This window comes from Acinetobacter sp. SCLZS86 (assembly GCF_021560715.1).
GTDB classification, from domain to species: Bacteria; Pseudomonadota; Gammaproteobacteria; order Pseudomonadales; family Moraxellaceae; genus Acinetobacter; species Acinetobacter towneri_A.
In genome coordinates this window covers 1387137-1412695 of the sequence record NZ_CP090864.1, presented here as the reverse complement: position 1 = coordinate 1412695, position 25559 = coordinate 1387137, and the positions used below count along the sequence as shown (strand labels likewise).

Genomic DNA, 25559 nt, shown 5'->3' with positions numbered 1-25559 from the left:
GATTATGCCACGTATTAAAGTACTTCCACATGCGCAATTCTGCCCAGAAGGTGCTGAGTTTGAAGTCGAACAAAATGCCAACTTATGCGAAAGCCTTTTAAAAAATGGCATTAAAATTGAACATGCTTGTGATATGTCTTGTGCATGCACCACCTGTCACGTTGTGGTTCGTAAAGGATTTGACAGCCTAGAGGAAATGGATGATGTTGAAGCCGATTTGCTAGACCGTGCTTGGGGCTTAGAGCCTGATTCACGTCTGTCTTGTCAGGTTAAAGTTGTGGATGAAGACTTGGAAGTCGAAATTCCAAAATACACCATTAACCATGCTTCAGAAAATCATTAATCAGAAAAATGATGCTAATTCTAAAAAACTGCGTTACTACGCAGTTTTTTATTGCACGACTTTAGATTTAAAAAGCTTGAGGATTTAAAAGTTAAACGAGATCAGTGTGATAAGAAATTTTAGTGTTTTTCAGGAATATGAGTTTTGGCAATTTCTTCAACAGGTGGATGTTCAATCACTTCATCTTCAAGATTAAGTTTTACAATGCCCTGTGAGTTGGTCAGCTTTTGCTGCTTTTGAATTCTTTTAATCATTTTTTCTAATACGGTAATTAGCTCAGGATATTCAAAATTCTGCACTTCATCCAAATTAAGCAACAAATGGAAGCCTTTATATTCGTAGTCAAACCAACGCTGATAATCTGACTTGCTGGCCGCATATTTTTCCATCACTTGCCAAGTTTTTACAGGGCCTTGAATCCCCTTTAAAAAGATCGGTGCTTTTGGCGCACACAAATAATCATTTTTAATCAGTTTATAAGTATCATCTGAAAGTAAAATTTCATCGACTTCTGCAGCACTTTGCAAACGTGCGGCTAAGTTAGCATCACGTCCAACAATGGTATATGCCATACGATGTGCTGCACCGTAGTTCCCAACGTGGCAATATCCTGTACTGATACCCATACGAATATGTAAAGGTGGATAACCCATTTTGACCCAACGCTCGCGTAACAATTTCATTTGCTGACGCATTGCGATTGCCATGTCTACACAAGTTTTAGCATCTTGCTCAACGCCTTGCGAATTTGGATCGCCAAAGAAAATCAGAATCGCATCCCCCATGAATTTATCTACCGTCGCTTCATATTGTTTGGCAATTTCGGTCATGTGGCTTAAATAATCATTGAGTAAGAATGCTAAATCATCTGGAATCAGTGTTTCAGAAAGCTCAGTAAAGCCTTGAATATCTGAAAAGAAAATTGTCAATTTTTTTCGTTTATATTCGATTTTCGCTTCCGACTCGCCCTTCATAATGGATTGCCATAACTGTAAAGGTGCATAGCGACTCAGTTGATTGGCAAATTCTATATATCGATTCATTTGCCTATAGTAATGATCTTTTTTTGCCATAGTATAGCGAATACGACGCGCTTGATATGCACTGCCCATTCCAAAATAAAAAATCATACATAAAAAAGCTAAAATCGTAAGCTCACTACTGCTTTGTTGAAAATATTCGTTAAAACCAAAAATAAAAATATTACAAAAATAAAAAACTGTGACTGCCAATAAGGAAGCGAATGCCACCCAATAAGAAGAAACTTTAATATAAATCGCGGTATATAACAGGGCCAATAAAGCGGCAAAAGTAAGTACCAAATTCAGTTGTACCGCAGACAAACATGCCGCAACCACTACAGTATCAATAATAAACAGGATATTACGCTTAACTTGACGACTATATTTATATTGCAGCCAACGGGAAAATTTAGGAATAATCAGTAATAAAAAAGTGAGAAAAAATGGAAGATAAATTTGATAATTGGTATCGGCGTAGGTGTAGTGATAAACCACCATCATCAAGGATAAACTTGCATACCCGACTAAACGATGCAGAAATTCGAATTGTTGAGGATCTCTTTTCATCCAATTGTACATGAATAACGCGGCCTAATTCGATTTTGGATTAAAAAGCCACGCATGCTGCGTGGCAATTAATTCAATTAATCCATTCGCCAGTCAAATGGCATATCCCCTTGGCCACGCAAAGCAAGCATTAAGGTTTGACGCATGTGAGCCAAAACTTCATTGCTATACGGTACAGCTGGGGTACCCCAAACAGGTTTAGGCCAAGCTACATCATTTTGATAACGCACGACGTGATGAAAATGCAATTGTGGAACCATATTACCTAAAGCCGCCACATTCATTTTATCGGCACGAAATACACGTGATAATTGGCTAGATAGCCAGCTGGATTCACGTAAAAATTGTTCTTGGTCTGCCTGACTTAATTCGTATAGTTCTGTAACCCCTGGCACACGTGGAATTAGAATTAACCAAGGGAATTGCATATCATTCATTAAACGACATGTTGACAGAGGAAAGTCGCCTACAAAAAAAGTATCTTGAGCAAGTTGTGGGTGCAAACTAAACATATCTTTATAAATGACGCAAATTGTAATGATGAGTAATACTATCACATCCCCAGTACACTGAGTATCATTCCCATCATGTTTCCATGTAAATAAAGTGCAATTTTAACCAAATTCATCATAAATAATTTTCATCATATAATCAGAGGTTTCTTAGAAATTTTTCATAATTTACTCATGTGATATTTCGGTAGATTTGCATTTTTCAACTCAGCTGTGCAACGTTTTTAGCAGGCTGTTTAATAGATCGGCGATAAATTGAATCCGCTTTTCAGCATCTTGCAACATCACCATCACTTTTAAACGCTGCCCACCATCCATACGGAAATAGGTCGGATGTTTTTGCATCATTTGAATGATGCTCATGGCTTGCAAAGGCGTATCGGGTGAAAATTCAATATGACCACCATTTGTGCCAATATCAATTTTAGTGATTCCCAACTGCTCTGCTTTTAAACGCAGTTGATGCACCGCAAAGAGTTGTTTCACAGCTTGTGGCGGAATACCAAAACGGTCAATCAATTCCATACGAATATGATCAAGCTTTTCTTGAGTATCAGTATTACTAATGCGTTTGTAGAACAATAAGCGCTGATGCACATCGCCCAAATAATCATCTGGAATCAAAGCAGGCATATGTAGGTTGATTTCTGCAGTTAAAGACAATGGCGCATCGAAGTTAGGGGTTTTACCCTTTTGAATGGCTTTGGTGGCTTTTTCTAGCATTTCCATATACAAGCTATAACCAATGGCTTGCATTGACCCACTTTGTTGCTCACCAAGTAATTCTCCCGCACCACGAATTTCCAAGTCTTCGGTTGCTAACATAAAACCAGCCCCTAAAGTTGAGGCACGCTGAATGGCATCCAAGCGTTTTTCAGCATCACCTTTTAAGCCTTTAATAGATGGTACAAGCAAATACGCATAAGCTTGGTGATGTGAGCGCCCGACACGACCACGTAGTTGGTGCAACTGCGCCAATCCGAGTTTATCTGCACGTTCAATTAAAATGGTATTGGCATTGGGGACGTCAATTCCTGTTTCAATAATGGTCGAGCAAACCAAGACGTTATATTCTTTATGATAAAACTGCTGCATGACTTGCTCTAATTCGCGTTCTCGCATTTGCCCATGTGCGACTGCAACGCGCGCTTCTGGCACCAATTCACGAATGGTTTCAGCGCTGCGCTCAATGGTTTCCACTTCATTGTGAAGGAAATACACCTGACCACCACGTAACAATTCACGTAGAATGGCTTCTTTCACAGTATCGCCAGTATGTTCCTGCACAAAAGTTTTCACCGCTAAACGGCGTGCAGGCGGTGTGGCAATAATGGATAAATCGCGCATACCACTAAATGCCATATTTAAGGTACGTGGAATTGGCGTTGCGGTTAAAGTCAGCATATCAACATCGGCACGCAACGCTTTAATACGTTCTTTGTCACGTACACCAAAACGATGTTCTTCATCGACAATCATCAAGCCTAATTGCTTGAACTGAATATTTTCTTGTAGAATTTTGTGCGTCCCAATCACAATATCGACTTTGCCGTCTGCTAAATCTTCAATGGTTTTCTGATGAGATTTGTTTGAACCAAAACGCGACAAGACTTCAATACGCACAGGCCAATCGGCAAAACGGTCTTTAAAGGATTCATAATGCTGTTGTGCCAACAATGTGGTTGGAACCAATACAGCAACTTGTTTATTGTTCTGTACCGCGACAAATGCAGCCCGCATGGCGACTTCAGTTTTACCAAAACCGACATCACCACAGACCAAACGATCCATTGGTTTTGCCAATTGCATATCATGTAAGGTCGCTTCAATTGCATTGGCTTGATCTAAGGTTTCTTCATAAGCAAAGCCACTGGCAAATTGCATATAAAGACTATGATCCAATTCGAAAGCGAAACCTGGTTTAGATTGACGTCGTGCTTGAATATGCAGCAATTCTGCTGCGACATCATGAATTTGTTCCAAAGCTTTGCGTTTGGCTTTATTCCACGCATCTGTGCCTAATTTATGCAAAGGCGCAAGGTCTGGGTCACCTCCGCTATAACGGCTAATCAAATGCAAATTGGTAACAGGCACATACACTTTTGCAGCATCGGCATAATCGAGTTGTAAAAACTCATGTTCTTGCTCATCAATGCTTAAAGTAATTAAACCTGCATAACGACCCACACCATAATCAATATGTACCACAGGTGCGCCAATGCTTAACTCGGTCAAACTACGAATTAAAAACTCTTCTGAAACTTCCTGCTGACGTTTACGACGGCGCTGCACCACGCGATGTTCATACAGCTGATTTTCTGATATTACGCTCAATTGGTCTTGAATGACCAAGCCGCGGTCTAATGGTGCATGTGTAATCGCAATAGCTTGTAAAGACTGCTGAAAGGCCTCAAAACTCTCAACTTGTGGAATTTCACCTAAAGCTGCACGTAATGCATCTTTTAACGTTTCACGGCGACCTGCACTTTCTGCCACCAATAAAACAGGATGATTGGCGGCATCAATATATTGCTTCACGGCATGAAAGGGTTGCTCTTGTTTTGGATCAACCGCTAAACGTGGTGGTGCAAGCGTGCTTAAGTTCACCACACCTGCTTTTTGCTCAAAAGCTTCGGGCGATGCAATCACACGTCCAAATTGATTCAGTTGTTCTAATAATTGATTCGGTTGTAGAAATAATTGTTCAGGCGGTAAAATTGGTTGGTCGATATTATGACGTCTGTCTTCATAACGATACAGCACATCTTTCCAGAATTGAGTTAAACCGTCATCGATCGCCTTATCTGTAATGACAATGCAATGCTTTGGTAAGTATGAAAATAGTGTATTTTGGCCTTCAAGCTGAGCCTGAGTGAAAAATAACGGAGAATAAAACTCTAAACCAGGCGATGCAATGCCTTCTAGCACATCCTGATATACAGGGTTCTTCTTCGGATTTGCTGTTGGGAAACTTTCTGCATAGCGGTCACGGAAAATCGCACGACCTTCTTTTAAGGGAAATTCTTTGGCAGGTAGAACAGTAAAATTCTGCAAGCTTTCGGTAGTGCGCTGCGTTTCTGGATCAAAAAACTTTAAGGTTTCAACTTCATCATCAAATAAATCAATACGGATGGGTGCTTCTTGTCCCGAAGCATAAATATCCATAATACTGCCACGCACAGCGAACTCGCCATGATCATAGACAGTATCGACCAGATGATAGCCTGCTTGTACTAAACGCTGTTTTTGTTGTTCCAAAGCAAACTTTTGCCCAACACGAATATCAAAATGCTCACCCAACACCCATGAGGTTGGTGCAACACGTTGCGCTAAAGTGGTCGCCGACACCAATAATACACCTTGCTGTGGCATATTGGATAAAATCGCCAGACGCTCCGACACAATGTCTTGATGTGGTGATAAGCGGTCATAAGGCAAAATTTCCCAATCGGGGAAAATGGTCGGTTTTACCCCGTAAAATTCTAATTCACTTTCCAACTGCGCCAAATGTTGTTGATTGCGCGCAACAATCACAAATAAATGCGGGTTCTGCTGACCAATTTCTTTTAATAATAATGCTGCGGCAGAACCTTGTAGATTACCAATCCAGCGTTTTTCGCCAGCTTTCAGTTGAGCTAAATTGAGTTGGGAAATTTCGTGTTGGAACATGTATATAGCTTTAGGGTCTTAACAACATGGGACTTATACTAGCACGATGAATTGACGGTTTTGCGTAATTTTTTTCATCCACCATTGCATCGTATTTAATTGCAACATTTTATAAAACAGCGTGCTTTAAAGTTTGATACACACGCCGCTTTACTTTTGATCACGTAAAAACTGTCGATAATAATCATTCAATTTTTTTACAATCGCTTTAAATTCCTGTAGGTTTTCTTCGGTATTGCCAAGCAATGTATTAAAACGCTGTTGCGCAATTTCAAGATCAATTTTTTCATTGATAATCATAGCTGTAGAATACAGCTGTGCCAAATCATCAAACTGCTGCATACGGCGGTTGGATAAATAATTTAAACGCTCTGCCAAAACATCGTTAAGCAAAATACCATCGACCGTATAGCCTTGTTCCGCATCCCATTGAATATTCTGTGCTTCTAAATAGGCAATTTCTTCGAGATTGGCTTTATTTTTAAACAACCCTGTAAGTTTGCTGAACATTTTGAACCTATAAATTGGCGAAATCAAAGTGAATGCTGCAGAGTTTAAATGCTTCACTAAAATAGATGCAACTGATCAGGGTGATTTATGCTCCCCTGATGTTATAAGTCAGTGTTTCAACCCCACTTTACTTAGGCTATTTATAATGATGCATATTTTGCATCCTGCCAAATGCAAAAAAGCATCTTGAAGATGCTTTTATAACAATCAAAAAATGACTTAAAGCTTATTTGCCATAAGTTTGCTGTAAATACTTCACAATCTTGGCCGATTCAAAAAGCTGAGTCTGGGTATTTGGATCGATTAAAAATGGGACTTGAATATTATCACCCATGACTTTTAATACCTGCTCACGCTTACCACCTGCCAGTGGCACATATTTACCCGGTTTTAAACGTAATTTTGCCAAGCCTTGATCTTGCCAACGCTCTTTGGCTACATTATGAAATTTGAATGGCAACTCCAGTTCAGTCAATACACCACGCACTACACGTGTATAAGGACTAGCCTCAAAACCCCACAGTTCAATCAATTGTTCAGGTGCAGCGCGCTCTACAATTTGCTGATTAATCCACACACCACGTGCGCCATTCAATAAGGTGCCAGCAAGCGCCACATAAGGAATTTTAGGAAAATGCGCAAATTTTTTTGGCGTTTTTCCACTTTTGCCATAATGTTTGAATAAATGATGAATGATCTGCTGTGATTCATAGAGCTGATCACCTGTATTTTCATCAATTAAAAATGGAAACTGAGTTTTACCACCCAGTTGTTTCACCAAAGGTCGATATTTTGTGCCGCCTTTGGGGCATGGATAAACCTCATAATCCAAATTTAACAAGGTTATGACTTCGCGTACACGACGGCAAAATGGTGAACCTTCAAACTCATATAACTTTAAGGCTTTTTCGGGTTGCTTGGGAAATGCTGTCCCATTCACTCCACGTCCACCTTCGGTAAGCATAGATGCCACTGCCTGAATGACTTTAATTTGATGATGCACCATTTTGTTTTCCTTGTGATGTGCTCAACAATTTGATGACTGCGCCATCAAACCGCTTATAAATCGACCAACTTTTCTTTTGCCACAATAATACCGTTGTTATCAGCATAGACATAATCGCCCGAATTAAAAGTGACTTGTCCGAAATGCAAACTCACATCCACTTCACCCACACCTTTGCGGTTACTTTTTTGTGGAATTGAAGCCAAAGCATGTACGCCTAAATCTAGTTCTGCAATTGCATCGACATCGCGCACACAACCGTAAATAATCACGCCATTCCAGTGATTTTTCACTGCAGATTCAGCAATCAAGTCCCCCATCAAGGCACAGCGCATAGATGCCCCACCATCTACCACCAAAACTTTGCCTGTGCCATCGGTTGCCAATAACTCTTTTACACGTGAGTTATCTTCAAAGCATTTTACAGTCACAATTTGACCACCAAAAGTTTTACGTGCACCGTAACTTTTGAAAAATTTACCATCCAAAGATGGAATCACCACTTGAAGGTCATGTTTTGGATGGTCATCTAATAAGTCACAAGTTACGAATGGTACTGTAGACACGTTGTTCCCCTTTTACTTGGTTTTTTGTATTTGTAAATTATCATAAATTTGAAATTTATGAATTTGCGATTGCGCCGCCTCGACCATAGTATGAGCCACTTGTGTAGCGCTTACTGGCTTATATCTAAAATGATCGGGAATAAATCGTGATATTTTAAGATACAGCTTTTGCCCTAAATCTTCTAAACGCCGCTGTTCATTGCGCTCACCCAATAATAAAGATGGACGTAAAATTGATACTTTATCTAAGTCCAAGCTTTCAATATATTGTTCTAGCTCGCCTTTGACACGATTATAAAATACGGCTGATTTAGCTTGTGCACCCAAAGCACTGACCAATATGTAATGCGTACCCTTCGCCTGCAATAGTTCGGCAAAATGTGCATTGATAGTATAATCCACAGCATAAAATGCCTGTTTTGAGCCTGCCTTTTTTAAGGTTGTGCCTAAACAACTGAATGCATGGCTATAACCACTCACATCTTCGTCATTGAGCAATAAAAAGTCTTCAAGGAGTAACGTCTGGACTTTTTCTAAGTGATTCAATTCCGAGCAAGGTCGGCGCAAAACAACGGTGATATTATTACATTCAGGCAGCTGATTCAGCTGTTTGACCAATTGCTGCCCGACTAAACCATTTGCACCAATCACAATTGCATTTTGAATAGAATTTATCATTTTTTAAACAATCTCTGAGGCTTAAAGCTAATCTACCTGTTTCTTTCCGATTTTTCTGCAGCTAAAATGTTGTCAAAGCATGTCAAGACTTGACTTAACTGTCTAGTTTCATCAAAATATGGCACTTGTTTACGGGCTGGTGATAATTCTTCTGATGTTGGTTTTCGGAAGTAATTGCAGCCCGCCCAGACCAATCTATTTCAAGGAGTGCACGAGTGGCAAACTCTGCTCAAGCTAGAAAACGTGCTCGTCAAAACGTTAAAGCACGTAAACACAACGCAAGCTTACGTTCTATGGTTCGTACTTATTTAAAACGCACAATTGCTGCTATTGCTGCAGGCGATTATGCGGTTGCTACTGAAGCTTACAAAAAAGCTGTTCCAGTGATTGACCGTATGGCTGATAAAGGCATCATCCATAAGAACAAAGCAGCTCGTCATAAGAGCCGTTTAAACGCTCAAGTTAAAGCTTTAGCTTCTAACTAAGTGTTAAACAAAAGAAGCCCGTTAGGGCTTTTTTTGTGTCTGCTGTTTCGATAATTTATCAAATTAAGCAATCTTTAGTTTCTGCACGCCAATTACATCACTTCAAATACACCTGCCACCATAAAATAAAAAACACCTCCTGAACTGGTCAAAAGGTGTTTTAAATTAATGAAGATGAATAATTCAGACGAAGAATTATTTCAGCATCAGTCGTAAATTTTGTGGACTTAAATAAGCCAGTTGCAAACTGTTATTAGCCTTTAATTGCGTCCATTGCTGATTCGCACCACCTGTGCAACCATAACGAATTAAACGCGCGCGGTTTTCTTTTAGGTAGCCATGCTCTAAATCAAAACACTGACTCCCCTGACGAATCGTTCCCGAAGCTGTGTGCATTTCCCAGACCTGACTGTCTTTAGATGTACTGCAGCTTGCAAGTGAGACCACATTGCCGTTGTTAGTTAAGCACTGATCCATTTCTGCTTTGCTGTGAATACGCCCCAAACCATCATAAATCCACTGCTCAGTTGCATCGCCTGTACAGCCACTTGCTCCACTAATGTAAGCATTTTTCTGACCACTCGCCAAAGTTTCAACTTTCAAACAGTTATTTCTGTTTTTCATTAGTGTTGCTTCAGCCACAATATTTTCATTGCCTAAACTCAATCGCTCCACAAAATTGTGCAATGCTGTTTCCGCTTCAGGCTTAGTCTTTTCTAAATCGGCACGATAAACATTCATCCAGCGGTTTAAACGATAAATCGTATTTTGCTGTTGTTCATAACGCTGTAATTGTTGCTGTGCAGTTGCACTTAGCTCTTGACGATAATCTGCATAAGAATCATACAATAGTTGTGCAGCAGGTTTTAAAGCCACCACAGCTTGACTGGCTTGCGCTTCCAACTGCTTCTGAAAATCAGGCATTTCAACTTTTCTTAAAGCTTCATAGCCATGTGTACGACCAATTTTTACCGCAGGTTGAATACTATCGCTATATTGCGGAATATTCAGTGTCGATAATAACTTCTCGGCATGATTGGCTTTTTTACAGTATAAATTCACCTGTTTTGGCTGCTCAGCAAGTGCTAAATTGACATGCAGTTTATTGGCATTGCTGGTCATACGGTTAGGTGCCAATGCCACGTTCTGATTACGATTGGCATATTGAACATCTAACCAACATGCGGCATTTTCAGCAGCACGATTTGCCACAGGTAAATTATAAACATTACCCCAGTTACTGCGTGCAGCAGGATACAACACACCTTGCTGAGTTTCAGGATCATATCCGCCAATAATAGTAATTACAGGCACACCAAATAAGCGCGGTTTTAAATAATATCCATCGGCACTGTTGTACCAAACCTGATTGGAGCTTGGTACTTTTGGATAAACCACTTCCATTTGGCGTGTGTCTTTATTCCAGATTTTATAACCACTTGGTGAGCTTTCATCCCAAACATGTCGCGCCCCAAAGTGGGGTTGAATCCGAATATGGGTACTGTAACCCGTGTAATGGGTATAACGCGAAATGCTACTGTTGGTTGCACCACCTGACATCGCATCCCAACCATAAGCATATTGTTTCAGGAAGTTAGGCACACCATTTTTGCCATCACCCAAGTTTCGAGTATGCCACGCCAAGTTGCCACGCATTTTATTACGATACGCAATATAGCCCCAACCGCTGTCTGCATGGTGTGCAGCCCAGAACATATTTTCACCTTGTGAACCCGGATAATGCCCAAGACCATAATGATGCCCAATTTCATGGCTAAACTCGTTGCCCACAGAATCATACAGGGTCAACATACCATTACCGCCACTTAAACCATGCGTTTGATCACCATTTGTATATTTACCTCGTGCATGATGGGCAATTACAGTTTGTGTAAGTTGTGGCTGTTGATGACTCAACATCGAGGCACTGGTCACCCCCCAGTTGGCCAAGTTAATTCCTACACTAAAGGTCGATTTTGCAGTATTTTCCCGCATGTCCCCCGAATAGACACCACCTTCACCCGCACTTTGGGTATCGTAAATCGTGCCGTTGGCGACCATCACTCGATCTAGCTGAATGTCATCATATTTTGCCACGGTCATTTGTGCCGCAGGAATGGTTTGGAAATAATCGGTACCCGCTTTTTCAGGCTCTAATAACATATAATGCCCGCCCGATTTCGGTGGTGCAGTTAGTAGACCGATACGAATAATATTGAGTACCAATTCACCCGGTGCGGCAAAATCAATTTTTTCTGCTTCGAGTGCACCAGTACGGTTTTTAGAATCGACCAAACGCAGCTTTAAACCGGGACGTACTTCATCCCAATTTAATTTAGCCGACCACGCACGCTTACTATACAACACCTCAGCACGACCATCTTGATTGCTCTGGTCTGAAGCAGGAATCTGGGTTGGATCAAGTAAAGCAACACGACGTAACAAGCGTTCATTTTGATACACTTCAAGCTGCAAAGTGTCGATATTGTCCATGCCCTGATTTGGTGTAACCAATAATAATGCTTCTTTTTCTGCGGTCAAACGTGGCATTTTTTTCGCCTCGTTACCATTCGGATCAACCACATGCCCTTGAGCAAATTGAATCATTGCCTGAAAATCACCTTCTAAATCATTACGCACTTCACGTGATTCAGAATTGGCGTTGTAATCATAAAACCCAAGTGCCGATTGATTGATGACATCTTGTGTAGGTTCAGGGTAAGGATTAGCCACATTACCCACAGGTGGTTGCTGAGGAATTTCCAATGGTGTTGGATTTTCTTGATTTGAATTCCCAGCGGCATCCCCATCGCCACCACCACCACATGCGGCAAGCATGGATGATAATATACATACGCTTAATAGACTAAGCGAAAACCGAGTCACACTTTTCATTATTTATTCCACCCCAATGTCAATTTATGACAAAAAATATAAAAATAAACACATATTTTTCAATGGCTTGTATTTTTATATTAAATAGATGTATAAAATTATGCAATTCTCAAGTTTCATATCGCTTTATATTTTCAACACAATTTTATTAATTTTTCTTTATAAAAATCAGCGAATTTTTAAAGCAGCACACAGATTGATAGACAATATTTGATCGAGTTTGCGCTCACAACTGCATAAAATGAAGAAAAAAGAGAATAAAATTTGAATTATTTTTTTTAATTTCTGACAGACGGTATTCTATCGTACTGAATGGATAGCACTAGAATATGCGTTCAATGTTCTACTTCAACTTTCTGACGAAATTGTGAAATATCTAAAGTGTGAATCTGACCGCGCCAAATCCATTTTAACTTAGATTCTAAAAACTCATCGCCTTCAAACCAAACAAATAAACCTTCCATCATGCCTGGCCAATCGGCTTGTGTGACTTCCTTGCGTCCAGAAATTACCGCAATAATTGCGGCCAGAATCGTATCGTGACTTACAGCCAAACTGAGTCCGTATTGGTTGGTCGGATGAGTGTTATAAATCAGCTCAAGTACATCCACGACACCATGAATCGGATGTTTCATGCCAGGCAAGGCCTTGTTCACAAAACTATTGATAAAGCCTAAAGCGCCCTGCTCCTGAAAATATGGACCTGCCTGCTTGATATCAAGTACAAAGCTTCCAGGCTCAACCAACAACCCTTGTTCTATAATTTCAATGTGATGGGTATTAGGTTCAAGGGTAATACCATCCGCTCCACGAATCATTAATGCAGCTGTATCCACACAACGCTGAATAGGACTTGAAATACAGTGTTGAATCACTCGATCTGTATTTCCAACCAAGTATCCTCCCCATGCTTCGGCTAAATCACGGCCTTGCTCGGTCAACTGCAAATTATAGCCAGCCAAACCCTGGCCCTCGACAATTTCACGAATAGAATGACGGGTAAATAAAGTCACAGGCGTCTGCGCATCTGGCAATAAATCAATTGCTTTAAGCATACTTGCAGGGAGTAGTTCTAATGCCATGATCTAGCCAAAATTTTAACTTGGTTACTTGACACTATACCATGTTCAGCACTTTGCTCAATCTGACTTCGCCATAAGTTCAAGTGCTTGTAAGGCAATCTTTTTCATCTGTGTATTTTTATAGGCGATAAAACCACCATTTAGCAATGTATCGCGCTGATTGTATAAAAATGGCCGCCCCTTAAAATCGACCAATCCACCACCAATTCGTTCCAATAAGCATTGTCCTGCACTAGTGTCCCATTCCGAGGTCGGATGAAAACGTGGGTAGACATCGACACGATCTTCCAAAATCATGCAGAATTTATACGCACTCCCTGCTTTTATTTCTTCAAAATCGATCAACTGTGCCAAGCTTGTTAAATAGTCTGCATAGTGTGACTTTTTTTGACTGCTGTGGCTTAAACCAATTTTTAGAATTGAAGATGTTACCGTTGGTTCTGGCTGATAGAGATACCATTGCTGAGTTAAAATATCATATTTGAATGGCATACCCTGTTCTGGGCAAAAATAAATCGTGTGCTCGCCCGGTACAGCAAGCACCGCAAAAGTTGTTAGCGCACCACAAATTAAACTTAAATTAATGGTAAATTCTGGACGTTGATGTAAAAACTCTTTGGTGCCATCTAAAGGATCTAGCAACCAAAATTGCTGCCATTGCTGGCGCTGATCTTGTTCCCCTTCTTCTGACAATACAGGCAAATTGGAAATTTCTGTCAGAGCCTGCATTAAATAATAATTGACCCGATAATCTGCTTGCGTAACAGGAGAATCATCAATTTTCTTTTCGACATCAAAAGCAGCACCTGAACAGTAATCTTGAAATTCCTGATTTAAAATTTCACATGCCTGCTGCATGATTGACAACAACTGTAAAATTAAAGTATGCGTTGGCGCCGTTGTTTTTATAAACATAACTATCCTTTTTAGACCGTATCTAAAGGTCTAATTTTTCATTACTTTCATAAAAACATTGTAATAAAAATTACGGCTGATGCGTAGATAAAATTTAGTGGCTAGATATGCTAAATCAAGACTTTATGTGTCAAGGCAATTCCTTTTTACTTGAGTTTTTTATTTATTCAGTGCTAAGTTAATTAATCTTTAAATGGATCAGATAAGCTTTTTTTGAACATGGAAAAAGTGAGTGCAGCACTAACCAATAATAAAATTCCCACAATAATCAAATAAGTTTCGCCACCAACAAAACCAAAAATAATTGCAGCAATACCCAATAAACCCCAAATAGTGGTAATGGCAATTCCTAAAATAGACATCACAATTCCTTATAAATTTACTTAATGATGAAAAATTGACATTATTCTCAGGGATCGCTCTGTGATATTCATGCATCTTTTGATAGTCAAAGCGTAACATTTGAGCGCACCTTGCCACATTTATATACAAAACTTATACTAAAATAGACTAATCACGTCCTATTTCATTTCACTGAGCTTGCTGAATAGATTAAGTGCAAATTATGACAACTTGATGCATTTTATTTAAAAAGATTCTTTCTTAAATCATTTTTGAATCACTGCAAAGGAAATTCCCTTTCCTTTTAGGAGACTTGCGGAGCATGCTCCTCAGGGAGAGGTTTTTTATAAGAATCCCCTCATCCTCTTGCGGAATATACTCCTCATCCTGAGCAATACATGGCGTAAAAGAAGGGACTTTCAATACTAATTTTACTGATCATTTATGATCAAATTTCGACTTATAAAAGGATTCTAATTCAGGTTGAACCATTCATAGAATTAAGGTATAAAAAAGCCCGATCTGCATCAATCGGGCCAGATTTAAAGGTACACAAATTTGTATACATAATCAAAATCACTAGAATTTTAAATCAAAAAATTAATCAATCCTTTTCTAGAAAAGTTAGCTCCCCCTCATCTGAGGTAATTTTAATTTTCACTTTACGATAACTGCGTTTATCTGGATTTAATGCCGATTCTGAAACATGATGGGCGAATTTCTCATCTCCCATTAAATGCGCAAATAATTTATAGCCAATCCGCATTTTCTTAATTTTCTTCTTCTTTTTCTCAAACTCATCGAGTTGTTTATCTAAGTGTTTTAAATCTAAATACTGTTGTTCAGCCATTACTAGCTCCCTGATTTAAAAAATTTACCATTCAATTTCTATGCTTATACAGACAAACAAATACAGAAATATGTCAAAAAAATTGTTTTTGTGAACGCTACAGTTACTTTTTACAACTGCTCCATCTCACCTATTTATATGTAACGCATGTACAGTGCTTATCTCTTTAGCCTAACATAATTTGGCGAATAATCAGACAGCATTTTGAGTTATGCCTCAAGCATGTTTAAATGAGCCAGTTTTTATTTGCCTTTTGGCAATTGATTTTTGATTTAGGATGTCTAAATGCACAAAAATATCATCATGTTTGACATGGACGGAACGCTGTTAGATCTCGCTTATGATGATTTTATTTGGAATGAACAACTGCCTATTCGCTATGCAGAATTACACGCCTGCTCTTTAGAACGCAGCAAAGAAATTTTATACGATTTTTATCAAGCGCATAGCCACACCTTAGAATGGTATTCCTCACGTTTTTGGACGGCCAAAGTGGGTGTGGATATGCTTGCTATGCAACTTGAATATAAAGATCATGTCACGTTGCGTCCACACGCTATCGAGTTACTGGAACATTTAAAAAATAATGGCTATCGTATTTGGCTCACCACCAATGCAGATTGTGCAGGTTTAGACTTTAAATTAGCACATACAGGTTTAACAAAATACTTTGAAGTGATTGTTAGCTCTGAAAGCATTGGTTATGCCAAAGAACGCGTTGAATTTTGGCAAACATTGCAACAACAACATGCGTTTAATCCTGCAGATTGCTATTTTATTGATGACACCGAAAAGGTGCTTAATGGTGCAAAAGCCTTTGGGATTGGACACTTATATAGCATTGCCCAGCCATCCTCAGCAAAACCTGCGCGTCAGACTTGTAATTACCCTATGTTGCACCAATTAACAGATTTAATTCCTGTCTTAGAACAATTTGAGGACACTCAAAAATATGCCTAAAACTTCGTCCCACGAAGCCATTGAAAGCATTCGAATTGATAAATGGCTATGGGCTGCACGTTTTTTCAAGACCCGCTCTATTGCAAAAGCTGCCATAGAAGGCGGCAAAGTACATCACAATGGCGAGCGCGTTAAAGTTTCCAAAGAAATTCGTGTGGGAACTGAACTGACCATTCAACAGGGTTTTGATAAAAAAACCGTATTGGTCAAGGCCCTATCGGGTGTACGTGGCCCGGCACCCATCGCTCAGCAACTTTATGAAGAAACTGAAGTGAGTATTGCACGCAGGGAATTGATTGCGACCCAAAGAAAGTTGCATAATCTAGCACGACCTGATCATCGACCAAGTAAAAAAGACCGTCGTGACATCAGCAAATTTAAACAAGAAAATGATCAGCAATTTGACCAATTTTGGTCATATAATGATGATTAAATAGAGCGTCATAGTTTGTCGTACAGCTCGTGATATAAATAGAACTACAGGACAAATTCTGTCACTATATGCATGTGGAAAAGATTGAAGTAAATGCATCCACTTGAGTATATTATTTCGTGACATCGTATTGAGGTTGTAAGATGGATGAGAATAAAAGCAAGGCGTTAAATGCCGCTTTAAGCCAAATTGAAAAACAATTTGGTAAGAACACAGTCATGCGTCTTGGTGACAACACTGTGCAAGCGGTAGAAGCCGTATCTACAGGCTCATTGACCCTAGATATTGCATTGGGTATTGGTGGCTTACCTAAAGGTCGTATCATTGAAATTTACGGCCCTGAATCATCAGGTAAAACGACTATGACCTTGCAAGCCATTGCAGAATGTCAAAAAGCTGGTGGAACTTGTGCCTTTATTGATGCCGAACACGCGCTTGATCCTCAATATGCACGTAAACTTGGTGTAGATATTGACAATCTTTTAGTATCGCAACCAGACAACGGTGAACAAGCTCTTGAAATTGCCGATATGTTGGTACGCTCTGGCGCAATCGACATGATTGTGGTCGACTCCGTAGCTGCCTTAACCCCTCGTGCCGAAATTGAAGGCGAAATGGGTGACTCACACATGGGCTTACAAGCACGCTTAATGAGCCAAGCCTTGCGTAAAATCACAGGTAATGCCAAACGCTCGAACTGTATGGTGATCTTCATTAACCAAATTCGTATGAAAATTGGTGTAATGTTTGGTAGCCCAGAAACCACAACTGGTGGTAACGCATTGAAGTTCTATGCTTCTGTTCGTTTAGATATTCGCCGTGTAGGTCAAGTGAAAGAAGGTGACGAGATTATTGGTTCTGAAACCAAAGTCAAAGTTGTGAAAAACAAAATGGCACCTCCATTTAAAGAAGCATTGTTCCAAATTCTTTACGGTAAAGGTGTTAACCATTTGGGCGAGCTGGTCGATTTAGCTGTTCAACAAAATATCGTGCAAAAAGCTGGTGCTTGGTATTCTTATCAAGGCGATAAAATTGGTCAAGGTAAAAACAACACCATTCGCCATCTTGAAGAACATCCAGAGCTTGCTAAAGGCATCGAAGCGATTATTCGTGAACAACTACTCACGACAGGTCAAGCTGCACCTGTAGAAGATAAAGACGAAGAAGAATTCGACTTACTTGATGTTTAAAGCATGCGCTAAGATGAACACAACAAACTGAATTAAATAGAACGCTCTACGGAGCGTTTTATTGTATATGGAAGCATTACCATGTCTGAAAATAAATTCCCCAAACTGGTTGATTATGCTGCGCTAAAACAACAATTTGGCGAAGATGAGCAATCATGCAGCCAAACTAAGCAGGCATATTCAGAAACAACATCTGCCCTGCATTTTGCTTTAAATTCTACGCCTAACATCAATAAACAATACCCTGCTCATACAGAAGCCATTGATGATCAAGAATACAATCACAATGAAGACCCTGACGAACAGCAAAGCAAACGCCTAGGACTAACAGGTTCTCGTCTACGCAGCTACGCCTTTGCTGTCTTAACGCGTAAAGAATATTCTAAAAATGACTTAATTGAAAAACTGGCTTTATATGCAGAAAACCGTGATGAAGTGATTGAATTAGTCAATGAACTGGCACGTGAAAATTATCAGAGTGATCAACGTCTTGCAGAAATGTTACTGGCTAGCCAAAAGCGGCAAGGTAAAGGACCAAATCGTATTAAAATGGCTCTTAAAAACAAAAAAGTGGATAGCAGTTTAATTTCAGAAGAACTTAAAGAAACTGATTGGACAGAACATGCCTATCAACTAAAAGTAAAAAAATTCGGTATAGAAGTCGTAAATGAGCCAAAACTTAAAGCCAAACAAATTCGTTTTTTACAGTATAGAGGCTTTGATATGGATGCAATCATGAAAGCAATTCGTAGAAAAGAGCAAGATTTTTAAAATAATGGATATAAGATAAAAATAAGTAAAAGATAAATAGAATTATTATTTTAAAACTGGTGGCAACCCTACCAGCAAGCCTTCGGCACATCATAGTTCCACTACCGCTGCTACCTTCCGGTCCTGACGGGGTTCGTAGAGTACAATTGCGAAGTAACCAGCAGGGCTACCATTGCAAAAACAGAGTATAGAGATTTTTAACAAACTTGCAAGCGTTGTTCTGTATTTACTTTTACAAAGCTATCCAATTGATTATTTTAAAAACAATTGAAGACATTTATAAAATAACGTCACTTAAAATTTAGTCTAACTAACCCATCATAAAATTATTTTGAGATTCAAATCCTAGATTTACCCACATTGCGCTGTGATTGATGATAAGTTTGTAAAAGCTTATTGCAATTCCACGCGCGGACGTTTTAAATGTGGAAAATACCAAATCAACAGATTGAGTCCAATATGCTTACAAGGACTCAGCTACACAAGATTAAGATGGATATTCAATTATGCTAAAAAAGCATGCACTCTGTGCTCTTGCCCTACTGTGCGCAACGCCTGTATTTGCCAATATTCCAATTGAAAGCCATAACCTCAGCCAAAGCAGTGCTAGGTATGCTAATAGCCCTGCAATTGCAACGAGTAATATGGCACCTGCCAATGTATCGACCAATATCAATTGGCAATTGATGCAAAAAAACCAGCAACTCGAAAATGACATCCGTCAGTTACGTGGCAAAATTGAAGAACAAGACAATGAAATTGCACAGCTCAAACATGAATTGCAAAATCGTTATACCGATTTAGATCAACGTTTAGAACTGCTTCAACAAAAAATAGACCCTGAATCGGCTCCTGCCGCTGAGGAGGATAACCAAAAGGATACTGCACCCAGCACCAGCAACAACCAGTTAAATAACAATGCCCCGCAATCTGTACAAAATACAACACATGCAAGCCCAACAGCTCAAGGTTTAAATACCAATATTGAGCTAGAAAAAGCAGCCTATACTGTTGCATTAGATGCTTATAAACAAGGTGGTGCTAAAAAAGCTATTGCACCCATGCAAAACTTTATTAAAAACCACCCAAACAGTGTGTATATCAGCAATGCGTATTTTTGGTTAGCTGAGTTTAATTTAGCGATTGAACCGACCAATTACAGCGAGGCCAAAAAGAATTTTGAAATTGTGGCAACGAAGTATCCCCAATCTGCTAAACCATCAAGTGCCTTGTATCGCTTATATAGCATTGCGCAAGACGTAGATAAAAAACCTGCTTTAGCAGCGCAATACAAAAGTAAAATTTTGAGCCAGTACCCAAAGTCTGAAGAAGCACGATTTTTAAAATAAGCCAATAAAAAAAGACATCCAAGGATGTCTTTTAATATTCTAAAGCTTGCCGCATTCGGCAAACTCAAACCGTTAACGCACAATACCACGTTCAGATTGTTCTAAAGAATCAATTAAACGCTGCGCTTCTGCCACATTTGGCAAAATCTCACTGCGAATTTGCTGAATGGCTTGCTCAGTGGTTAATCCAGATTTGTAAATGAGTTTAAAGGCTTCACGAAGACCTTGAATCACATCCTTCGACCAGCCTTTACGACGCATTCCTTCGACATTCATTGCAAATGCATGTGCTGGATTACCAGAAACCATGACATACGCAGGCACATCTTTAAGAATAAGCGATGCACCACCAATCATGCTATAAGAGTCAATTTTACAAAACTGGTGAATCCCTGAGTTTCCACCGACCACCACATAATCCCCAACGTGCACGTGACCTGCCACACCCACATTATTGGCAAAAATATTGTGATCGCCCACCCTACAGTCATGCGCGATATGCGTATTGACCATAAGTAAGTTGTGACTACCAATTTTGGTCAGGCTATTGTCTTGCACCGTACCACGATGCAAACTGCAGTGTTCACGAATTTTGTTGTGATCGCCAATTTCTAGCCAAGTTTCCTCACCTGCATATTTCAAGTCCTGACAGACCTCACCTACGCTAGCGAACTGAAAAATTTCATTGTGCTGACCAATACGGGTGTAACCACCAATCACTACATGCGAATGAAGTTTTGTACCCTCACCAATCGTTACATTTGGTCCAATAATACAATATGGACCAATCGTGACATCTGAAGCAATTACTGCAGATGAGTCAATTATAGCGGTTGGGTGAACGAGTGGGTTATTGCTCATGCTTGCTCTGTTTTCTGATGCGAAACCATAATTTCCGCGGTTGCTGCGACGACGCCATCTACGGTGGCGATACAATTATATTTGTAAATGCCTCGTTTTTGCATAACTAATTCGGATTTTAATACAAGTTGATCGCCTGCAACGACTTGTTTTTTAAATCTAACTTTTTCTGCGCCTGCAAAAAGGAATAAAGAACCTGCGCTAGGTTTCTCATTATTCATGATAAAACCTAGAATACCCGACACTTGTGCCATCGCTTCAACGATTAAAACACCTGGCATGATCGGATAATTTGGGAAGTGTCCTTGCAAAAATTCTTCATTGATTGATACGTTTTTATAACCCACGATACCGTTATCAGTGACTTCTACAATGCGGTCAACCAATAAAAACGGATAGCGATGGGGTAAATATTCACGAATGGTTTGAATGTGCATTGGCAATTCAGGTTTAGTGAAGGTGCTAGAATTCGACTCAGTCATCATAATTATTTACGCAATTTAAAAGTTGATTCAAGGGACTCAATTTGAGATTGCATATCATCAAGTCTTTTCACCAATTGGGTCAATGGCACATCTGCTAATTGTCTAAGCCGCACAACAGTACGTTTCCACTTTTGATTTTCAAACAAGCCAATACCAGAGGAATATTTTCCTGATTCAGAAATATTGTTTGTGACCATTGACATTCCGGTCAAAGTCACATTATCGGCAATATTCAAGTGCCCAGAAATCGCACTTCCACCACCAATGATACAGTTTTTGCCAATTGTCACACTTCCAGCCACGGCTGTTTTTGCTGCTATGGCCGTATGAGCACCTAATTTGACGTTATGCGCGATTTGCACAAGGTTATCAATAATGACACCATCTTCCAAAATTGTATCATTTAGCGCACCACGATCTACGCTGCAATTCGAGCCAATACGAACATCATTACCAATAATCACAGAACCCAATTGCGCAATTCGATGCCATTTACCTTGATAAGGCGCAAAACCAAAGCCTTCACCACCAATTACAGTATTGGCATGTATACGCACACGATGTCCAAGTTTAGCTTCGCCTGTTAAGGTCACGTGCGAATCAATAAAACACTGTTGACCAATTTCGACAAAGTCATCAATTTTACAGTGCGATTGCACAATCGTATTGTCACCCACCACGCAATTTTCACCAATCACCACATAATGACCAATATAAGCACTCTCCGCAATGATGGCTGAAGGATGGATTTGTGCTGTACTTTCTATACCGCGTTGCGTATGTTTACGCTCAAATACATGAGTCAGAATTGCAAAAGCCAGATACGGATTCTCAACCACAATAAAGTTGTGATGATTGTCTAACTCAGCTTGTAGTGAAGCGGTCACAATTAAAGCCCCCGCTTGGGAGCTACGTGCTTGCGCTAAATATTTATCACCATTCACGAATGCAAGTTGTTGCATCTGAGCAGACTCAAGGCTTGCCAAACCTTGCAAACGTAAATCGGCTTGTCCAATACATTGACCTTGAACTAAACCAGCAATTTCTTCTAAGCGATAATGTTGGGAACTCATTGATTATTTAAGTGCGTTGACCTTTTGGATCATTTTATCAGTTAAATCATACTTCGGGTCATAGGCAAGTGCTGAGTTTTTATTCAAAACCACATCCAAACCATTTTCTTTACGCAATTGTTCAGCAACTTGCTTTAAACGAGTTTCAAAACCATCATTAATTTTGTGCAATTCTGACTGGACACGGGTTTGTACCGCTTGTTGCAAACTATTAAATTCTTTCAATTTGGCTTGAAATTGTGTATTCATTTTTTGCTTTTCAGCCTCTGATAAATTCGTAGCCTGCTGCGCACGTTGCTGCATGGTTTCTAATTCTTTTGTCAGTTGCTCAAGCTTAGTGGTTTGCGGTTTAACTGATTGTTGCAAGGCCAAATTTTGCTGTTTGAGATAACTGCTATTTTCTACAACACGCTCTAAACTTACTACACCATACCCTGCAGCATGTGCTACTGCTGCCAGTGTAGATAAACCAAACAATGCCAAACTAAATATTGTTTTTTTCATATGCTACATCCTGTGTTTAAACGATCCAACACGGGTCGTACTTAGAAAGTACGACCAATTTCGAATTGGATATTTTTAGTGTCATCACCATCTTTATCATTCAATGGATACGCATAGCTAAGTGACAATGGACCAATCATGGTAATCCAGGTAAAGCCTACACCCACGCTATAACGCATTTCACCGAAGTCGAAGCCGTAGTTGTCTTTACAGTACTTTCTCAAATCAGCAGATGAAGAAACATTACACTGAGTATCAAAAACTTGTGCGCCTTCTGCAAAAATCACTGGACGGACTTGGCGTGTCCAATCCCCTTTAAATGGCACTGGTAAAGCCAATTCAGTACCAAATTGGACTAAAGCATTACCGCCTACTTCTTCCAAATCGAAATTTTCCAATGAATTATGTTCCGCATAGACACTGTCATATTTAGGACCAAGCGTGCTGTTGTCATAACCACGTACCGAACCATAACCACCTGCATAGAAGTTCTTATAGAACGGTAAGTCATTACCAAAACCTAACTTACTATAGCCACGTAAGACAAAATCATGACCTAATGGGAAATAGGCTTGAGCATCATAAGTGACTTTTTGAAATTCCACATCGCTACCTGGTAAGGCAATTTCAGCATTTACACGATGCGACATACCATTGGTTGGGAAAATCGGACGGTTCAAGGTGTTATACGACCAACCTAAGTTCAGATTGTAAGTTAAGTAATCACCAGAGAAGCGATCAGCTTTAAGCTTTGTTCCACAAGGATCATTATTATCTATACAATAATTTGATGAACCAATTTCTTTACCGCCATTTTCCAATAAATAGTCACGAATATATGTTGAGACTCGATTACCCGTTGTAACTTCAGTCTGATCAATGTTTAAACCTGCGCTAACGCTTTGGTTTTCATCAATTGGGTAACCGAAGTTAATGCCACCACCAAAACTGTCTGTCACATAGTTATTAACGTTATAGTCATCATCTAGTTTGGTTTTACGATAGTACATGTTGTAACCACGACGCACACCATCAATTGTGAAGTATGGGTCTGTCACACTCAGGTTATAGTAATCCTGCGTTTCAGAACGTGATAAATCAATCGAAACCGAATTACCTGTACCCAAAAAGTTGGTTTGGCTTAAACCCGCTTGGAACGTCACACCACCGCTTTGCGAGAAACCTACCGCCAAAGTACTGGTACCTGAGTGCTGTTCTTCTACATTAACATTTAAGTCAATTTGGTCAGGCACGTTGGGAATACGCACTGGCTTAACATCAACAGTTTTAAAGAAACCTGTACGTTCTAAACGGACTTTAGATAAGTCAATTTTTTCATTGCTTGCCAATGCGCCTTCCATTTGACGCATTTCACGACGAAGCACTTCATCGGCAGTTTTACTGTTACCTGCGAAGTTAATACGACGTACTGTAACTTGCTGACCTGGGTTAATGTAGTAGTTTAAATCGACTAGTTTCGTTTCTTTGTCAATTTGCGGCACAATATTCACTTCGGCATAGTAATAGCCTGCATTGCCATATTTACGCAGCAACAATTGTTTCACCGCATTCACTTTTTCTTGTGAATAGGTTTCACCATCTTTATAAATTTGCAGTGCTGTAAGTTCTTCTGGTTTGTATAAAGCATCGCCCAAGAACTTGCTTTCGCCAAACTTGAATTGCTCGCCTTCATCCACCGAAACTTCAACAAAAATATGCTTTTTGTCTTCACTCAAATTCAAGCTAGAGTTGGTGATATTGAAGTTGATATAACCTTTATTCAGATATAACGCACGTAATGCTTCCAAGCTTGCTGCCATTTTTTCGCGTGCGTAGCGGTCATTACGAGTAACAATCGAACTCCAGCTACTTTCTTTAACAGCAAACGCCTGCTTAATATCGCTTTCTTTAAATACCGTATTGCCAATGATGTTGATATCTACCACTTTAGCGGCTTTGCCTTCAACAAATTCTACGGTTAAATCTACACGGTTATTTGGGCGTGCTGTGGTAATGACGCGTACATCTGCATCATAACGACCTTGCTGCATATACTGCTGTTCAAGCTCAGATTCTAAAGTTTGTAGTGCAGACTTTTTCAGCACTTCACCTTCAGCCACACCCATTTTCTTTAAACCATCTTCCAATGCTTCTTTAGGAATAAGTTTGTTGCCTTTAAATTCAACCTTAGAAATGATTGGGCGCTCAACCACTTTAAACACTAAAGTGTCCGCTTCGCGACTGGCCTGAATGTCATCAAACAAACCTGTGGCATAGATTGAGCGAATCGCATTGGCCAACACTGCTTCATTGACACGATCACCACTATTGACTGGAATCATTCCATAAACATTGGCTGGCGTTAAACGAACAAGACCATCTATTTTTATATCTCGCGCAATAAATTCATCTGCTGCATATGCTTGTTGTGTTGCCGCCATTGCACTAACCAGTGCCAAGGGCATAAATAAATGTGTGTGCTGCATGCCAG

General features: G+C 39.7%; 24 protein-coding genes and 1 other RNA gene. 7 read left to right on the top strand and 18 right to left on the bottom strand.

Annotated features, from left to right (window positions below):
• Positions 1-4: 4 nt before the first annotated feature.
• Positions 5-343, top strand: a complete 339-nt coding sequence (fdx, locus tag LZP46_RS06705) for an ISC system 2Fe-2S type ferredoxin (protein WP_168419041.1) — start codon at positions 5-7, stop codon at positions 341-343.
• 119 nt (positions 344-462) lie between these two features.
• On the opposite strand, the gene LZP46_RS06700 is transcribed toward fdx, so the two are convergent.
• From LZP46_RS06700 to LZP46_RS06670, 7 genes are all read right to left on the bottom strand, one after another.
• Positions 463-1944, bottom strand: coding sequence for an adenylate/guanylate cyclase domain-containing protein (locus tag LZP46_RS06700; protein WP_236095079.1), 1482 nt, complete (start codon positions 1942-1944; stop codon positions 463-465).
• Between the two features lie 65 nt (positions 1945-2009).
• Positions 2010-2444 carry an HIT domain-containing protein gene (locus LZP46_RS06695; RefSeq protein WP_004976660.1) on the bottom strand — a complete coding sequence of 145 codons (435 nt, stop codon included), beginning with the start codon at positions 2442-2444 and terminating at the stop codon, positions 2010-2012.
• Positions 2445-2651: 207 nt separating this feature from the next.
• A complete protein-coding gene (gene mfd / locus LZP46_RS06690; RefSeq protein ID WP_236095078.1) occupies positions 2652-6113 on the bottom strand; it encodes a transcription-repair coupling factor in 3462 nt (1153 codons plus the stop codon).
• A 150-nt stretch (positions 6114-6263) separates the two neighbouring features.
• Positions 6264-6623 carry a hypothetical protein gene (locus tag LZP46_RS06685; protein WP_236095077.1) on the bottom strand — a complete coding sequence of 120 codons (360 nt, stop codon included), beginning with the start codon at positions 6621-6623 and terminating at the stop codon, positions 6264-6266.
• A 226-nt stretch (positions 6624-6849) separates the two neighbouring features.
• Positions 6850-7629: a glutathione S-transferase N-terminal domain-containing protein gene (locus LZP46_RS06680; RefSeq protein ID WP_236095076.1), complete on the bottom strand. Its 780-nt coding sequence runs from the start codon at positions 7627-7629 to the stop codon at positions 6850-6852.
• Positions 7630-7682: 53 nt separating this feature from the next.
• Positions 7683-8195, bottom strand: coding sequence for a ribonuclease E activity regulator RraA (rraA, locus tag LZP46_RS06675; protein WP_236095075.1), 513 nt, complete (start codon positions 8193-8195; stop codon positions 7683-7685).
• Positions 8196-8207: 12 nt separating this feature from the next.
• Positions 8208-8873: an NAD(P)H-binding protein gene (locus LZP46_RS06670; protein WP_236095074.1), complete on the bottom strand. Its 666-nt coding sequence runs from the start codon at positions 8871-8873 to the stop codon at positions 8208-8210.
• Positions 8874-9088: 215 nt separating this feature from the next.
• Here LZP46_RS06670 and rpsT point away from each other — a divergent pair, with 215 nt between their 5' ends.
• Entirely contained in the window at positions 9089-9358 is a 270-nt protein-coding gene (rpsT, locus tag LZP46_RS06665) for a 30S ribosomal protein S20 (protein WP_004976669.1), read from the top strand.
• Between the two features lie 195 nt (positions 9359-9553).
• Here rpsT and LZP46_RS06660 read toward each other — a convergent pair whose 3' ends face one another.
• The 5 genes from LZP46_RS06660 to LZP46_RS06640 form a co-directional block, all read right to left on the bottom strand.
• Positions 9554-12196, bottom strand: coding sequence for a M66 family metalloprotease (locus tag LZP46_RS06660; protein WP_236095073.1), 2643 nt, complete (start codon positions 12194-12196; stop codon positions 9554-9556).
• A gap of 392 nt (positions 12197-12588) precedes the next feature.
• On the bottom strand, positions 12589-13335 hold the full coding sequence (locus LZP46_RS06655) for a histidine phosphatase family protein (protein ID WP_236095072.1): 747 nt from the start codon (positions 13333-13335) through the stop codon (positions 12589-12591).
• 57 nt (positions 13336-13392) lie between these two features.
• A complete protein-coding gene (locus LZP46_RS06650) occupies positions 13393-14250 on the bottom strand; it encodes a 3'(2'),5'-bisphosphate nucleotidase CysQ family protein (RefSeq protein ID WP_236095071.1) in 858 nt (285 codons plus the stop codon).
• 182 nt (positions 14251-14432) lie between these two features.
• Positions 14433-14612 (bottom strand): hypothetical protein, encoded by a 180-nt coding sequence (locus LZP46_RS06645; protein ID WP_236095070.1) that lies wholly within the window; start codon positions 14610-14612, stop codon positions 14433-14435.
• Positions 14613-15196: 584 nt separating this feature from the next.
• Positions 15197-15442: a hypothetical protein gene (locus tag LZP46_RS06640; protein WP_004976684.1), complete on the bottom strand. Its 246-nt coding sequence runs from the start codon at positions 15440-15442 to the stop codon at positions 15197-15199.
• Positions 15443-15727: 285 nt separating this feature from the next.
• Between LZP46_RS06640 and LZP46_RS06635 the strand changes: the two genes are divergently transcribed.
• The 4 genes from LZP46_RS06635 (at position 15728) to LZP46_RS06620 (ending at position 18796) form a co-directional block, all read left to right on the top strand.
• Positions 15728-16402: an HAD-IA family hydrolase gene (locus tag LZP46_RS06635; RefSeq protein WP_236095069.1), complete on the top strand. Its 675-nt coding sequence runs from the start codon at positions 15728-15730 to the stop codon at positions 16400-16402.
• On the top strand, positions 16395-16835 hold the full coding sequence (locus LZP46_RS06630; protein ID WP_236095068.1) for an RNA-binding S4 domain-containing protein: 441 nt from the start codon (positions 16395-16397) through the stop codon (positions 16833-16835). Before LZP46_RS06635 ends, LZP46_RS06630 begins: the two co-directional genes overlap by 8 nt.
• Before the next feature lie 143 nt (positions 16836-16978).
• Entirely contained in the window at positions 16979-18025 is a 1047-nt protein-coding gene (gene recA / locus LZP46_RS06625; protein ID WP_004976691.1) for a recombinase RecA, read from the top strand.
• 81 nt (positions 18026-18106) lie between these two features.
• Entirely contained in the window at positions 18107-18796 is a 690-nt protein-coding gene (locus tag LZP46_RS06620) for a regulatory protein RecX (protein WP_236095067.1), read from the top strand.
• A 66-nt stretch (positions 18797-18862) separates the two neighbouring features.
• Here LZP46_RS06620 and ffs read toward each other — a convergent pair.
• Positions 18863-18959: signal recognition particle sRNA small type (gene ffs, locus LZP46_RS06615), an RNA gene on the bottom strand.
• Positions 18960-19299: 340 nt separating this feature from the next.
• Here ffs and LZP46_RS06610 point away from each other — a divergent pair.
• Positions 19300-20145: a YbgF trimerization domain-containing protein gene (locus tag LZP46_RS06610; protein WP_236095185.1), complete on the top strand. Its 846-nt coding sequence runs from the start codon at positions 19300-19302 to the stop codon at positions 20143-20145.
• 72 nt (positions 20146-20217) lie between these two features.
• Here the strand turns inward: LZP46_RS06610 and lpxA are convergent, their stop codons facing one another.
• From lpxA to bamA, 5 genes are read right to left on the bottom strand one after another with little or no spacing between them, the layout of a single operon-like run.
• Positions 20218-21006, bottom strand: a complete 789-nt coding sequence (lpxA, locus tag LZP46_RS06605) for an acyl-ACP--UDP-N-acetylglucosamine O-acyltransferase (protein WP_236095066.1) — start codon at positions 21004-21006, stop codon at positions 20218-20220.
• A complete protein-coding gene (gene fabZ, locus LZP46_RS06600) occupies positions 21003-21491 on the bottom strand; it encodes a 3-hydroxyacyl-ACP dehydratase FabZ (protein WP_004976697.1) in 489 nt (162 codons plus the stop codon). Before fabZ ends, lpxA begins: the two co-directional genes overlap by 4 nt.
• Before the next feature lie 2 nt (positions 21492-21493).
• Positions 21494-22564 (bottom strand): UDP-3-O-(3-hydroxymyristoyl)glucosamine N-acyltransferase, encoded by a 1071-nt coding sequence (gene lpxD / locus LZP46_RS06595; protein WP_236095065.1) that lies wholly within the window; start codon positions 22562-22564, stop codon positions 21494-21496.
• Between the two features lie 3 nt (positions 22565-22567).
• The gene (locus LZP46_RS06590) at positions 22568-23068 is read right to left on the bottom strand and encodes an OmpH family outer membrane protein (protein WP_236095064.1); all 501 of its coding nucleotides are present in this window, start codon (positions 23066-23068) and stop codon (positions 22568-22570) included.
• 41 nt (positions 23069-23109) lie between these two features.
• Complete coding sequence (gene bamA, locus LZP46_RS06585) at positions 23110-25554, bottom strand: outer membrane protein assembly factor BamA (protein WP_236095063.1); 2445 nt, start codon at positions 25552-25554, stop codon at positions 23110-23112.
• Positions 25555-25559 lie beyond the last annotated feature (5 nt).

Excerpts from the sequence above, each read along its gene's own strand:
- LZP46_RS06630 (WP_236095068.1), top strand. The coding sequence starts at position 16,395 with ATGCCTAAAACTTCGTCCCACGAAGCCATTGAAAGCATTCGAATTGAT.
- LZP46_RS06670 (WP_236095074.1), bottom strand. The coding sequence starts at position 8,873 with ATGATAAATTCTATTCAAAATGCAATTGTGATTGGTGCAAATGGTTTA.
- LZP46_RS06640 (WP_004976684.1), bottom strand. The coding sequence starts at position 15,442 with ATGGCTGAACAACAGTATTTAGATTTAAAACACTTAGATAAACAACTC.
- lpxD (WP_236095065.1), bottom strand. The coding sequence starts at position 22,564 with ATGAGTTCCCAACATTATCGCTTAGAAGAAATTGCTGGTTTAGTTCAA.
- LZP46_RS06650 (WP_236095071.1), bottom strand. The coding sequence starts at position 14,250 with ATGTTTATAAAAACAACGGCGCCAACGCATACTTTAATTTTACAGTTG.
- recA (WP_004976691.1), top strand. The coding sequence starts at position 16,979 with ATGGATGAGAATAAAAGCAAGGCGTTAAATGCCGCTTTAAGCCAAATT.
- lpxA (WP_236095066.1), bottom strand. The coding sequence starts at position 21,006 with ATGAGCAATAACCCACTCGTTCACCCAACCGCTATAATTGACTCATCT.
- fabZ (WP_004976697.1), bottom strand. The coding sequence starts at position 21,491 with ATGATGACTGAGTCGAATTCTAGCACCTTCACTAAACCTGAATTGCCA.
- fdx (WP_168419041.1), top strand. The coding sequence starts at position 5 with ATGCCACGTATTAAAGTACTTCCACATGCGCAATTCTGCCCAGAAGGT.
- LZP46_RS06680 (WP_236095076.1), bottom strand. The coding sequence starts at position 7,629 with ATGGTGCATCATCAAATTAAAGTCATTCAGGCAGTGGCATCTATGCTT.
- LZP46_RS06700 (WP_236095079.1), bottom strand. The coding sequence starts at position 1,944 with ATGTACAATTGGATGAAAAGAGATCCTCAACAATTCGAATTTCTGCAT.
- bamA (WP_236095063.1), bottom strand. The coding sequence starts at position 25,554 with ATGCAGCACACACATTTATTTATGCCCTTGGCACTGGTTAGTGCAATG.
- LZP46_RS06620 (WP_236095067.1), top strand. The coding sequence starts at position 18,107 with ATGTCTGAAAATAAATTCCCCAAACTGGTTGATTATGCTGCGCTAAAA.
- LZP46_RS06655 (WP_236095072.1), bottom strand. The coding sequence starts at position 13,335 with ATGGCATTAGAACTACTCCCTGCAAGTATGCTTAAAGCAATTGATTTA.
- LZP46_RS06695 (WP_004976660.1), bottom strand. The coding sequence starts at position 2,444 with ATGTTTAGTTTGCACCCACAACTTGCTCAAGATACTTTTTTTGTAGGC.
- LZP46_RS06645 (WP_236095070.1), bottom strand. The coding sequence starts at position 14,612 with ATGTCTATTTTAGGAATTGCCATTACCACTATTTGGGGTTTATTGGGT.
- mfd (WP_236095078.1), bottom strand. The coding sequence starts at position 6,113 with ATGTTCCAACACGAAATTTCCCAACTCAATTTAGCTCAACTGAAAGCT.
- LZP46_RS06660 (WP_236095073.1), bottom strand. The coding sequence starts at position 12,196 with ATGCTTGCCGCATGTGGTGGTGGTGGCGATGGGGATGCCGCTGGGAAT.
- LZP46_RS06685 (WP_236095077.1), bottom strand. The coding sequence starts at position 6,623 with ATGTTCAGCAAACTTACAGGGTTGTTTAAAAATAAAGCCAATCTCGAA.
- LZP46_RS06590 (WP_236095064.1), bottom strand. The coding sequence starts at position 23,068 with ATGAAAAAAACAATATTTAGTTTGGCATTGTTTGGTTTATCTACACTG.
- LZP46_RS06635 (WP_236095069.1), top strand. The coding sequence starts at position 15,728 with ATGCACAAAAATATCATCATGTTTGACATGGACGGAACGCTGTTAGAT.